Annotated in this window: 14 protein-coding genes; 11 read left to right on the top strand and 3 right to left on the bottom strand. The window is 35.2% G+C overall.

Translation table 11 applies throughout. The features are described 5' to 3' along the window. Positions 1-9: 9 nt before the first annotated feature. The 9 genes from FH508_RS17010 to FH508_RS16970 all read left to right on the top strand — a co-directional run bounded on the left by FH508_RS17010 (position 10) and on the right by FH508_RS16970 (position 10,067). Positions 10-1,821 carry an ABC transporter substrate-binding protein gene (locus FH508_RS17010; RefSeq protein ID WP_172772249.1) on the top strand — a complete coding sequence of 604 codons (1,812 nt, stop codon included), beginning with the start codon at positions 10-12 and terminating at the stop codon, positions 1,819-1,821. A gap of 149 nt (positions 1,822-1,970) precedes the next feature. Then, on the top strand, positions 1,971-2,309 hold the full coding sequence (locus FH508_RS17005; RefSeq protein ID WP_172772248.1) for a hypothetical protein: 339 nt from the start codon (positions 1,971-1,973) through the stop codon (positions 2,307-2,309). Positions 2,310-2,521: 212 nt separating this feature from the next. Next, positions 2,522-2,722: a hypothetical protein gene (locus tag FH508_RS17000; RefSeq protein WP_172772247.1), complete on the top strand. Its 201-nt coding sequence runs from the start codon at positions 2,522-2,524 to the stop codon at positions 2,720-2,722. Positions 2,723-2,931: 209 nt separating this feature from the next. Beyond that, the gene (locus FH508_RS16995; RefSeq protein WP_172772246.1) at positions 2,932-4,110 is read left to right on the top strand and encodes a beta-ketoacyl synthase N-terminal-like domain-containing protein; all 1,179 of its coding nucleotides are present in this window, start codon (positions 2,932-2,934) and stop codon (positions 4,108-4,110) included. Between the two features lie 12 nt (positions 4,111-4,122). Next, a complete protein-coding gene (locus tag FH508_RS16990; protein ID WP_172772245.1) occupies positions 4,123-6,516 on the top strand; it encodes a sensor domain-containing protein in 2,394 nt (797 codons plus the stop codon). A gap of 112 nt (positions 6,517-6,628) precedes the next feature. Then, positions 6,629-7,840 carry a hypothetical protein gene (locus FH508_RS16985; protein WP_172772244.1) on the top strand — a complete coding sequence of 404 codons (1,212 nt, stop codon included), beginning with the start codon at positions 6,629-6,631 and terminating at the stop codon, positions 7,838-7,840. A gap of 638 nt (positions 7,841-8,478) precedes the next feature. Then, positions 8,479-8,856, top strand: coding sequence for an SET domain-containing protein (locus FH508_RS16980; protein ID WP_172772243.1), 378 nt, complete (start codon positions 8,479-8,481; stop codon positions 8,854-8,856). A 261-nt stretch (positions 8,857-9,117) separates the two neighbouring features. After that, the gene (locus FH508_RS16975; protein ID WP_172772242.1) at positions 9,118-9,321 is read left to right on the top strand and encodes a cold-shock protein; all 204 of its coding nucleotides are present in this window, start codon (positions 9,118-9,120) and stop codon (positions 9,319-9,321) included. 332 nt (positions 9,322-9,653) lie between these two features. After that, entirely contained in the window at positions 9,654-10,067 is a 414-nt protein-coding gene (locus FH508_RS16970) for a YugN family protein (protein ID WP_172772241.1), read from the top strand. Between the two features lie 95 nt (positions 10,068-10,162). Here FH508_RS16970 and FH508_RS16965 read toward each other — a convergent pair whose 3' ends face one another. Then, a complete protein-coding gene (locus FH508_RS16965; protein ID WP_172772240.1) occupies positions 10,163-10,576 on the bottom strand; it encodes an NUDIX hydrolase in 414 nt (137 codons plus the stop codon). Between the two features lie 143 nt (positions 10,577-10,719). On the opposite strand from FH508_RS16965, the gene FH508_RS16960 reads away from it, so the two are divergent. Continuing rightward, positions 10,720-11,796 (top strand): PQQ-dependent sugar dehydrogenase, encoded by a 1,077-nt coding sequence (locus FH508_RS16960; RefSeq protein WP_228134127.1) that lies wholly within the window; start codon positions 10,720-10,722, stop codon positions 11,794-11,796. A gap of 57 nt (positions 11,797-11,853) precedes the next feature. Beyond that, complete coding sequence (locus FH508_RS16955; protein WP_172772239.1) at positions 11,854-12,270, top strand: universal stress protein; 417 nt, start codon at positions 11,854-11,856, stop codon at positions 12,268-12,270. A 144-nt stretch (positions 12,271-12,414) separates the two neighbouring features. Here the strand turns inward: FH508_RS16955 and qoxD are convergent, their stop codons facing one another. Both qoxD and qoxC read right to left on the bottom strand, forming a co-directional pair. Then, positions 12,415-12,696, bottom strand: a complete 282-nt coding sequence (gene qoxD / locus FH508_RS16950) for a cytochrome aa3 quinol oxidase subunit IV (protein ID WP_172772238.1) — start codon at positions 12,694-12,696, stop codon at positions 12,415-12,417. Beyond that, positions 12,696-13,295, bottom strand: coding sequence for a cytochrome aa3 quinol oxidase subunit III (gene qoxC / locus FH508_RS16945; protein WP_172772237.1), 600 nt, complete (start codon positions 13,293-13,295; stop codon positions 12,696-12,698). Before qoxC ends, qoxD begins: the two co-directional genes overlap by 1 nt. Position 13,296 lies beyond the last annotated feature (1 nt).

Raw genomic sequence — 13,296 nt, 5'->3', positions numbered from 1 at the left:
AATAGAGAGATGAACAAAAAATTATTTACACTTGCTGCATCAGCAACTGTTGCGGCGGTCGCTTTGGCAGGGTGTGTAGAAACGAAATCGAATGTTGAAAATAAAGGTGATAAGTCAGATACAGCGAGCACAAAACCCGTTATTGAAGTGCTAGGTATGGCAGCACAAGAGCAGGATATGAATATTGTGCGCGATCAGCTAGTGAAAAATGGCTTTGATGTAAAGTTAAATATTCAACCAGACTTCGGTTCCTACTCAGCACAAAAGGATGCTGGGAACTATGATGTGGCCATTTCTAGCTGGACGACTGTAACTGGAAATCCAGACTATGCAGTACGTGGCTTATTTAAAACTGGTGGAGATTATAGTGTGACTGCAGATGAGACAGTCGATAAATTAATTGATGAGGCAAGTACTTTAACAGGCGATGCTGCAAAAGAGAAATATAAAGAGCTTGAGCAAGCATTAGTATTTGATAATGCATATATTGCACCGTTATATATTTCTCAAAAATTCCAAGGTATTTATTCGAAAAAAGTAAACCCAGATACTGTGCGATTACCAAAATCACGTGCTCAAGCATGGGAATCAATTGCATTTAATGATGCTGGCAAAAATGCAACGGACACATTAGTATTACATCAATCAATAGGCTCATTAACGTCTCTTGATCCGATTAAAGGGAATGACGGTTCGATTAATACATTAAATACAAATATGTATGTTCGTTTAGTGAATTTATCTGATACAGATGAAGTAGTATCGGATGGTTCATTATCATATAATCATGCTATTTCTGAAAATAACCAAGAGTACTATTTCGTGCTACGTGATGATATTAATTTTGCTAAAGTGGAAAATGGCAAAGCAGTAGATACTGGTGATGTAGTATCGGCTGAAGATGTTGTATTCTCATTAGAACGTGCGAAAGACCAAAATTCGGTACCAGATCACCGCACATATTCAATTCATGAAAATATTGATTCCGTAGAGATAGTTTCAGATATTACTTCACTTGAATCTGTGAAAACAGCTGACGGAAAATCGGTTTTAGATGAATTATCAGATAAACTACCAGCAGCAATTGCGCAAGTTGTAACGGATGAAGCAAGTGTCGACAATGCAGCAGGTAAATATCAAGTTGTGAAAATTACAACGCCAAATCCGTTCCCGCAAGTGCTAAATTATTTAGCGCACCAATCAGGCGGAATCGTCTCTGAAGCGGCGGTTAAAGCGGTTAATACGTTTGACGTAGCAAGCTATGATCCAAATGTAAATGTTGCATATGGTGACCAAGCAACTGTTACAGAAGGGGCAACATATGCAAACCATTTAGCTGCATCTGGTCCTTACATTTTAGTGCAAAAAAATGATTACGAAGCAACATTTGTCAAAAACCCTGCTTACCAAGTTGGTACAGACAACGAGCCGAAAATTAATAACATAAGTGTTCGCTTTATTGAAGATAATGACAGTGCGCTATCTGCACTTCGTAATGGTGAAATTGACGTATTACAATCCGTACCAGAAACTAAAATTGATGTAGTAAAAGGCGATGCCAACTTAACATTAAAAACAGCTGATAGTAATGCAGTCTCTTATTTACTCGTAAATCCAAAAGGTCGCGAAGTATCGAAATCAGTAGACTTACGTAAAGCAATTCTATACTCTATCAACCAAGATGAATTTATTAGCTATTATCAAGGTAATAAAAAACCAGCAGTATCAACAGTTTCTCCACTTGTTGACACGGGCTTAAAGCTAACAGCAGATAGCTCAAAAGTGAAAGAATTTTTAAGCGCTTATAAAGCTAGTAAATAAAGTGTCAGGCACATAAATGGAAGCACTTCAAATCCTAATCTAAAGGTTTGAAGTGCTTTTTTTTGAGTGTCAGGCACTTTTTGTTTAAATTTGGAACTTAAACCAAGTTTAGTCGTATATAAAGTAAAAGAATAAAAGGAGAGTTGTATATGCGAAAGAAAAATTACATCATTTTAATTGTAACATTGGTTGTGGAAGCGATTATTACGTACTTTATTGCATCATTTTTCTCCGTTAGATTTATCGAAATAATGTTCTTTATTGGCTTTGCAATTGCTGGCGGTATTTTTTACTTTTCGAGTAGTGGTGGTCCAATGGCTAGATTCAATGAAGTGGCAGTGACTGCTCAAACAGGTATTATGCTGAAAAGTGAGCAATATATCGCGAAGAAAGGCCCAATATTTTTTGCCTCCGTACTATTTTGCTTAATTGGGCTAGTTTTCTTTCTCCTCCTTATTGCAGGTATCATCCCACCTAGAGAAATTTAAATCTTGTTAGCTAGCAGCAAGCTTCCGACTGAGGAAAGCTCTCTGCAAATATGGACGCCCTTTTCATCTTTTAATGATTGAAAGGGCTTTTTTGTTACAACAGGATTAAAGGGAATACATAAATAACCCCACAGCGATTTTTAATCAACGAAACGATTAAATTGCATAATATTTGGAAAGTACTGTATGTAAAAACGTTGGAGTTGATAAGCTTGGAATTTATTAAAGATAAAGAGCTTTACTGTTATAGCTGTCGTAAAAAGACCGTCTTTACATGTAAAGATGGGCATCATAAAAGTGGTGTAGAAAGCCATTGCAGTGAATGTAGTGGCATTTGGTTTGAATGGCAAAATCGAGCGGTCGAAAGAGAAATGGAAAAATGGGTTGAATATAACCAAAGAATCGTCAATTAATACAAGCGCTACACAATTTTTGTTATTGTGTATTGTAATTTATTATATTTATAGAAAGATTTTACCTTAAATTATTGCGATATTTTGCTTAAAAGTGATACAAATTATCCAAAAAGCTCACTTACTTAGAACTTAAGGCTTTCGAATATAGACTATGTCCGATTTAGTTGTATATAATGGAATAAAGTTAAAGTGTGAAGGTGATATATTTGGACGACATAGTCATAACAGGATATGGCATTAAAGCTCCTGGAATTTTAGATAAATTTAGCTTTTTAAATATATTAGAAAAAGGTATTTGTACGCAGAGCATTTTAAACAATGCTCATCAGCCTCACACTAATATCGTAGCGGGTTTGATTGAAGAAAGTTTCAAGGAGATAAATGGGGTAAGTTATCATCGTCATCCGCGTTCTGTAAGAATGGCGATTGCTGCTGCATTGGATGCAGCTGAAATGTCAAATTTAGATGATTTTAAACCACATCGTATTGCAGTAATTATGGGTACATCCGCTGGAGCAATACTTGAAATCGAAAAATATGCTACTGCAGCTTTTGATTTAAGGCAATTTCCCATTCATGGAGTTTCCCTTGTGGATACGCACACACTTTCAAGCTCTGTTGCCGAAGCAATCGGTTCGTGTGGTTCTGCATTTACAGTAACAACAGGCTGTAGTGCTAGTTTGGATGCTATATTAATAGGGAAACAGCTATTAGAATCTGGAAGTGTTGATGCCTGTATTGTGGGTGGAACTGAGGCTCCTTTAGGCCAATGGACAGTTAATGGCTTTAAAAAAATAAGATCACTTTCGCTAGAAAGTTCTATTGAAAAAGCTGGTGTGCCGTTTTCAACTCAGCATCGCGGCTTTGTATTATCCGAGGGAGCTGGGGTAATGGTTTTAGAGCGTAGACAATCAGCCGTCAGCCGTGGACAGAAAATTTACGGTAAAGTTGAACGTGTGATTTCAAGAAATGAAGGACAAAAACTATTAAGCTCTGATATCACTGGTAGACATATGCTGGACGTTTTTCAAGAAACAGTCGGAGATACTATACCAAGCTATATAAACAGTCAGGCGCTAGGGATAGAGGTAAATGATCAGATAGAACGCTTTACTCTTAAAGAAACATTTGGCTCTAAAGTACCTATTACGTCTATTAAAGGAATGATAGGGCACACATTTGGTGCAATGGGTGCGATGCAAATTATTGCATCTTTATTATCAATGGAATACGGGTTTATACCTCCAACGATTAAAACCTCTGGGCATGGGTTTGAAGACATACCTATTGTTTATGAAACTAGACATCAAGCGGTAGAGTCTGTATGTATTACTACTCATGGGAGTAGCGGGAATAATGCTTGTCTATTACTGACACATACATAGGAGGCTCTTTATATGTTTTTTATATTTTTAATTTTATTATCATTTATTCCCGTTTGTGTTGGCATTACAATTTTAGTGTTATTTAAAAAAAATAAACTTTCTAAAATTATTTTTCTATTCTTAATTTTAGCCTCATTTTGGCACATCGATGTTTCGTTTTTGTACGCATATCGACTGTTTAGTGAAGAGACGATAATGTTCTTTTTCAAGCTGTTTCGATTTGGGTCTATTATGTTAACACCAACAATCTTTTATATAGGTTATACGATTGTACAAGAAATACTACCCATTGAATATCAAAAAAAGTGGGGGTATCTTGTTAATCGAACAACCGTCATTATATCTTATGCATTTGCATTACTTGGTTACATAATCGGATGGAGCTCTAAGGGCATTAGTCAATTAGAACTTATTCAAATGGATACGAGCATATTTTATTTTCCAGTAGATGGCGAGCTCTCATGGATTTTTAATTTTAATGTCCTTCTTTTTATAGTTTGTATCATTATTAGTTTATTGATTAGTTTAGATGTACAAAACAAGAATGAACGTTCATTTTTGTTTTATTTTAATATTTTCACGTCCATTGGGTTTGCTATTGGCTACTTAAATATGTTTCCTAATACAAGATTGTACCCAAGTTCGATTGCTGTTTTAGTCTTTGCTATTTCGATCTTAATTCTTTCAAGCAGAATGCATCTTGAAATCGTAAAAACTATGAATAAAAAGCTTTATGAACAAAAACAGTTTTTATTTAAAGTTATTGATTTAAATCCGAATTACATTTATGCACAAGATGAAAATGGTCGTTATACTTTAATGAATAAATCCTACGCACAGTTAATGGGTATGAGCTTTCAAGATATGATTGGAAAAACAGATACTGATTTACTCATTGATTTGACTAATGAGGAAGAGTGCTTTGATCTTGAGAAAGACATGTTCAAGCTACCAGAAAAACATTTCATAAAAGAGGAAGCCATTACAGCTGCATCTGGGGATGTTATATGGGTACAAACGGTTAAAGTACCGATTCAATTACATGATAGTTCTACGTTACTTGCTGTTTCAACAGATATTACTGAACGTAAGCAATATGAAGATGAAATTAAATTCCAAGCGAATCATGATGCTTTAACAGGATTACCGAATAGAAGAATGTTCAATGATGATTTAATTGCCCTTTTAGAAAAAGCTAAAATCGAGGGCAGTGACAATGCAATATTATTTTTTGATTTAGATCGCTTTAAATATATTAATGATAGTCTTGGACATGATGTAGGCGATTTATTATTAGTAGAAGTTTCAAGACGGATTGAAAGGTTACTAGAAGAAAAACATCGTAAGGCAAACATTTATCGTCTCGGTGGAGATGAATTTACAATTTTACTTCCTTATTATGATGCGAATGAAAGTGAAGCGTTTGCTAAGGACTTATTGGCACAATTTATTTCAGGCTTTTGGATAGATGGTAGTGAGTATTTCATTACACCAAGTATAGGAATTAGCACGTTCCCGAATGATGGCTATGATGCCAATACATTAATTAAGCATGCAGATACAGCCATGTACTATGTAAAAGAAAGAGGGAAAAATAACTATCAATTATTTACTTCCGAAATGCAACAACATTTCTATCGTAAAATGATGATTGAAAAACAATTACGTACTGCACTAGATAATGATGAATTTGAACTTTATTATCAGCCCATTATAGATGTAAGAACGAATGAAATCATTGGTATGGAATCTCTCATCAGATGGAACAATGCGGTACTTGGTCAAGTAACACCAGACGAATTTATTTCCATTATGGAAGAGACAGGAATGATTATTCCTATCGGTAAATGGGTAATGAATACGGCAATTACCCAAACTGCACGTTGGCACAATGAAACAAATAAGGAATTGAAAATAAGTATAAATGTTTCAGTAAAGCAGTTACTTGAATCATCGTTTGTAGAAAATGTCCAAATGGCTATTGAGAAAGCAGAATTGGATGCGTCCTATATTGTATTAGAGATAACGGAAAGTATCGCAATGTATGCAGAGTCGATGATTGAAAAATTATGTGCATTAAAAAAACTCGGTATCAGTTTATCGATGGATGATTTCGGAACAGGGTATTCATCCCTTAGTTATTTAAATAAATATCCTCTTGATTCCTTGAAAATTGATAAATCATTTGTCATTGGCATGAATCAAGATGATGAGAACAAGGCACTCGTAAAAACCATTATAGCGATAGCCAAACAACTCGATTTGAAAGTGATCGCTGAAGGCGTAGAAGGTAAGGAAGAATATCACTTCTTGGCTGAGATTGGCTGTGATTATGCGCAAGGGTACTTATTTAGCCGTCCACTCCCTGTTGCAGAATTTAAAGGGAAATGGCTTTCAGTGAACTGATGTATTACGCCAATGTAGATTTATTAAAGTAATAATTGTTAGCGAGGCTTTCTCTTACTGAGGAAGCCTTTGCTTTTTAATAACTAAAGATAGTTTAGAAGGAGCGGTAGAAGTGAAGAAAAAGTGGATTGTTTTAATTACTTTCATTATGTGTATAAGCTTCCAATCAATTACTGAAGCAAAAGTAATATGGGATGGAGCGGAGATTACAAAAGGACAAACGGGTAAATTAACATTTTCTAATGACGTGAAAATATATAAAAAAAATGCTGACGGTACGTTTGTTTCGCTTATTGTAAAAAAAGGAGAGTTTTATCGCGTTTATGGCCATGAGTATTCGACTGTTGGCAAAGTATATAACATGAGTGGTGGCTATCGTGTACAAGCAACGGATTTAGTTATTTACAAGGAAGTGCCGTTAGCTATTCAACAACAAGTATCTGGGGGGAAGTTTACTGTAGGAACACCCATTTTTGCTAATTCAGCAAAAGGCGTTTCTATTAAAGAAGCCCCGAATAGTTCAGCAAAAACTATTATGCATACACCCTATGGGGCTGTTTTTAAAGTGGTCGAGCTAAGTGGTGATTATGTCAAAGTAGAATACAATCCAAGAACTGATACGACAATCGATTATATATGGGGATTTGTACCTCAAGACTTTGTTTCGAATTTACCTGAAGGCACAACCCAATATGTAAAACAGATCGTTGATTTATCGGTTCGTCCTGGGTGGCAAAGTCAGTCATTAAAACCTGGTATATCGGTTGCAGTCTATTTCACAACAGCAGATGGTCGTGCATATGTGTCATCAAATAAAATATATGGATATCTCCCTGCTAGTGCTTTATCAAAGACGCCAATCGTTGATAAGGAACTGCAAACTTTAACCGAACCGTCGAGCTTATTATTTGATGCAACGAAAAAGGTTTCCTTATCAGAAACAGCACCAGATTACTATTTAGCCGAGTTTTCACCGATTACTAGTAATCGTTGGCAAGGACATATGCAACTTGTAAATGACGACGAAATTAGCGGTGGCAAACAAATAGAAGGTGAACTAAGCTACACGCTTGTAAATAAGAAGCTAATGTATCATTTAGAAAGCGAACTACACAATCATAATATTGCGATTCAGTTCCCGCTAAAAGTAAATGATACAATTTATGTCAACGGCCAACCGCAAATGGTCACAAAAATTTATGACCAAAGGGATTTAAATATTAGAGGTAGCTATGAAACATTTAAAAATGTTGTAATCGCAGGTGACTACATTATTGCGAAAGGTTTAGTAAAGGGTCGTTACGATTATTGGATTCAATCGTAGCGTGGTCTATTAGGAAAGTCATTGTTTTAAAAGAAGTGTTTCTGATTGAACGAAAACGCTCTTATAGTAAAAAGTTGAATTAGCAAAAAAATTGAAATATTCGGAATGAGAATTTATAATATTTACAAGTATTTTATGGGAGGGATTTTTTATATGAAACAAAAAATATGTATTTTGTTATCATTAAATCTATTGCTTTCCACTTTCTTACCAATGTTTAATTATGTTGGAACGAGCTTGTAGAGGATCTTGGAGACAGTAAGGTGTGAAGACAATAAATGATATATCGATTTTTATTGATACTAGCTACATTAATCTTTATATTTAATTTATATGTCCTTCCAACATTTTTTTCCATTGAACAAGACCGTACGGGTACTTTTATTGGTTTAATGATAATCATAGGTATTATCAATCATTTATTAAAAAATAAAGATAAAAATTAAGATACTGTGCAGCGCCTTTCAATAGAAATGCTGCACAATTTTTTTATGTTTCAGCTATTTTTATTGTACGAAATGTCTATTTTATGTATTTAAATTGAAAAAATTGTTCAAAAAAAACAAAAAGATGCGCTCATTGACCAAATTAATGGTACAGTTAGAAAGTATATTTTAAAAGTGAGTAGGAGACAAAACATGATAGAAATTAAAACATCTCCATTAAGCGATGGAGAATTCAATAGAGGGGTATTTGCTACATGCGATATCCAAAAAGGAGCGCTTTTGCATGAAGCTCCAGTCATTTCTTATCCAAATGAACAGCATCAATACATCGAGCAAACATTGCTTGGGGATTATGCTTTTGAATATGGAATAGGACAATCTGCTATCCTTCTTGGCTATGGCATGCTGTTTAATCATTCTTATGAACCGAATGCAACATATGAGATTAATTTTAGAAACCAAACATTCGATTTCTTTGCTTATAAGGATATTAAAGCTGGGGAAGAAATTTTAATCAATTATAATGGCGATGTAGATAATCAAGATCAGCTATGGTTTAACGAGGAATAACAGAGATTTACATGCCCCATATAAAAAATTTGTATGGGGTTTTTTTCATACTATGCGGAGTCGAAGAAGTTTTTTATATAAGTGCTAGACAAATGAGATTTTATATTATATAATGAATTCAATAACATCGTTTGCAAAGAAACAATAATTCACATGTTACAAAGAGTAATCGTGTTTTGTTCGGTACTTTTTGTAATATGTGAATTTTTTTCTTTTGAGGAAATCGGATATTATTAAATACAATTAATGGAGGTCATTTAAATGACACAACAAGGTACAGTAAAATGGTTTAACGCAGAAAAAGGTTTCGGTTTCATCGAAGTAGAAGGCGGAAACGACGTATTCGCTCACTTCTCAGCAATCCAAGGTGAAGGTTTCAAATCACTTGACGAAGGTCAAAAAGTTGAATTCTCAGTAGAAGAAGGCCAACGTGGACCTCAAGCTACAAACATCGTAAAACTTTAATTTTTAATTAAACGAACGATATCTAACTGTAGGCAAACTCAAATTTGAGTGTGCCTACAGTTTTTTTGTCGGTTTAATTTATATAATAAAGAACTTTTCTTTTTAAGTCGTTTACAAGCCCGTATGTAAATTTTTAATAACTATAGGACACTTTTATCTAACATCGGGTAAAAAGGTAATAGAAAGCATGGGAGGTGGCTTAAAATGAGCCTCAGGATATTTCTAAAATTAAAATGACTTATGACAAAGTATTTCACATCATGCCGAATATATTTGTTTGTATTTCCTCTCTTTAGGATAGACTGAAATCAAAAGTAAGGGAGGGCATACAATTGTTACAAATTGAATCTAATATTGTCGGTAAAGAAATTACCTTTGGTTATTTACGTGATCAAATCGAAAGACATGGTTTTACAATTGGAGGCAATTGGGAGTATCACAAAGGGAGCTTTGATACAATTTTATCGAGCGAGGGGGGCGAAACAATTTATTTACGTGTACCTTTTATCGTGACACAGGGTGAACTAGATTTTTATGATGCACAAATCCGCTTTCAAAACCCTTTTGTTATTAAACATGTTATAAACGTGGGATTAGATTATGATGAAGGCTCATTGCTTGATGCGACAGGGGCTAGTCAATTCCAAACACCGCTTGATAATGATGGTCATATACATGACAAAAGCAAATGGATACAAGCTGGTGAAAAGGTAGTGGCTGATAAAGTTCTTCCTTATTTTCACTAGCCTTCGCACCCATATTATTACGTAGTCACACTTTTAATAAGTAGTGGCTTTTATTATGTTTAAAACACAAGAAGCCTGCAGCTGAAAAATCTTTGCTATTTTGTTCCTTCATAGTAATAAAGAGCGTGATTTTGATAGAGATTATCCACACCACCTATATAATACGGCATTCTAATGCTGGCAAGATCGCTAGGTGCCCACTCAATGAGTGAAATTTCATCAGGTAATGTTATTTCCTCCTCACCTTCTACTATTTGCGCTTCAAAAGTGAAAAACAAAGCATGATGATTCCGACCCGTAAATTTTGCCTCATTAACTGAAAGTAACTTCCCTATTTCAACAATATAGCCTGTTTCTTCTTTAACCTCGCGGATTGCTGCTTCAAATAGTGTTTCACCTGCTTCAACTTTTCCTCCAGGAAGCGACCAATGACCTTCGTGATTATGAACCATTAAAATTTGATGATTGAGGTTTTTAATGAATGCATAGACAACTTTTACTTCTTCCATAATGCTCTCCTTTTTATATCATTTTTTGGTTAAATATGTACATAATAGTTTATTGGTATTTAATTAGGAAGTAAATATATCATGTACGATTAACATAAGAATTTGCAAGTCGACGAAATAACTTTAAGAAAGAGGGTTAGCAATTGAAGAAAAGAATTATTTTTTTGTTTTTAATAATGATTTTGGCGTCTGGCTGTTCCTCAAGTTCACAACAAAAGCCTACAATGCATAAGCAGGAGAATGTTACAGATAATCTAGAAAGCAATAAGAACATAGAAGTAATCGCTGATAATTTAAACATACCATGGGCTATCGAAAAATATAAAAATATGTTTTACGTTACGGAGAGAGCTGGGTATATTGTAAAAATTAAAGAAGGAGAAATAGAGAGACAACATGTCAAATTGAAAAAGGAACTAGCGACAGCCGCTGAAGCAGGATTATTAGGGTTTGTACTTGCTCCTGATTTTTCTGATTCAAAACTTGCGTATGCTTATTATACGTATGTCAATGGAAATAAGCAGTTTAATCGGATGGTGACACTTCGACAAGAAGAGAATGTTTGGAATGAAGAGCATTTGCTCATTGATGAAATAGTAAGTGGTACCTTTCATCATGGAGGGAGACTTAAAATTGGGCCGGATGGTAAGCTTTATGCAACAGTGGGGGATGCGTTGCAACCTTCTGTAGCGCAAGACCTGTCTGTATTAGAAGGGAAAATTTTACGAATTAATTTAGATGGAACGATTCCTTCTGATAATCCATTCCCAAATTCATTTGTTTATAGTTATGGACATCGCAATCCGCAGGGACTGACGTGGTCGTTAGACGGCACATTATTCGCAAGTGAGCATGGCAATAGCGCCAATGATGAAATAAACAAAATAGATGCAGGACAAAACTATGGTTGGCCGATCATTGAAGGGATTGAGACTCGACAAAAAATGATGTCACCGTTGTTTACATCAGGAAGTAGCAACACGTGGGCTCCTTCGGGCATCGATTATTATGACAATAAATTGTACGTTGCTGCGTTAAGAGGAGCGGCTGTTTGGGAATTTGATCTTAAAACGAACAGCCAAAGGGAAATGATAGCAGGGCTGGGGAGAATTCGAGATGTTTTCGTGGACGAGCAATATCTTTATTTTGTAAGCAATAATACAGATGGACGTGGGAATCCACTAAATAATGACGATAAACTATATCGAATACCATTATGATATAATGATTTTGAAAACGTTGAATTGGTTGGAAAAGATGAGGGGGGAAAGATAGCTATGAATTATAAGACAATCGCAGTAGCTATAGATTTTTCAAAACAGTCATTAAAAGCCTATGATCGAGCTATAAAATTGGCAATTGAGTATGGGGCAACATTACAATTAGTGAATGTCATTGACACGAAGTCGTTCGGAGCTGTTACGGCATATGACTTGAAGTATGCTGAGAAATTAAAAGAAGAGAATTTTACCAGAATAGAGAAGTTAAGAATAGAAGCTCAAGCAGCAGGTGTAACGGAAGCATTAGCTAATGTAGAAACTGGTTCGCCGAAAAGTATTCTTACACAACTTCCAACTGTAGATTTACTTGTATGTGGTGCAACGGGGTTAAATCAAATAGAAAAGATGGTACTTGGTTCAGTAGCAGAACGAATCGTCCGATTAGCATCATGTGATGTATTGATTGTTCGCTAATTTAAAAAATAATCATCTTAACAAAGCTAGTGACAATTAATTTTGGAACTCGGAAGCCAATCTTCGAAATTTCGAAGGTTGGTTTTTTGCTAGATTCAAATAAAAAAGACCGAGAAAATGAAATCATTTTCTCGGCTCTTTTGATTAGTAACCCCAGATCATTGCAAATAATGTACCAAGGACTGTCACAGCAGCTACGAATACTGAATATAAAATTGTTGTATATAATGTTTTTTTATCTTCAGATTCACCGATGTGCATGAATAATACTAATTGAACAGTTGCTTGTGCAAGTGCAGTTACTAATAGGATAGCAAATGCCATATTGTAAGACATATCAAATTTCACAACTGCTAAAGCGATAACTGTTAGTAATAGTGAGAAGCCGAAGCCCATCACGTGTTGTTTTGGGAATAGTTCCTTCATTAGCTAATCAGTCCTTTCAAGTAGACGAAGCTGAAGATGAAAATCCAAACAACGTCTAGGAAATGCCAGTACAGTGAGAAAATAAACGCTTTGTTAGCCGTTTGTGGGTTTAAGCCACGTCTTGCTACTTGGATTAAAATTGCAACACCCCAGAAGAAACCAAATGTTACGTGGGCACCGTGCGTACCAAGTAAAGTCATTAATGAAGATAAAAATGCACTTGTTGTAATTGTTGCACCTTCATGAACATAAGTGACGAACTCATCAATCTCAATACCTAAGAAGCCAAGACCTAAGATAAGTGTAATGATGAAAAATGTCATCATTGCTTTTTTGTTGCCAAGACGCATAGCGTGTACGCCAAGACCGATTGTAAAACTACTTGCTAGAAGTAAAAATGTTTCTAGTAATACTGGTGTTAACTCGAAAATCTCAGCACCGTCTGGGCCGCTACCTGTACGATTGTGTAGCGTGAAATAGACAGCAAAGAGTGTAGCGAATAACATGATTTCGGCGCCAAGGAAGATCCAGAAACCAAAAATCTTTAAGCGGTTTTCCTCTGTACTATATTCTAATGGAAGTGAAGAATCGATTTTCATA

This window comes from Lysinibacillus sp. CD3-6, assembly GCF_006351725.2.
Classification (GTDB): Bacteria; Bacillota; Bacilli; order Bacillales_A; family Planococcaceae; genus Lysinibacillus.
The sequence above is the reverse complement of the archived record's forward strand: the minus strand, read 5'-3'. Positions and strand labels throughout refer to the sequence as shown.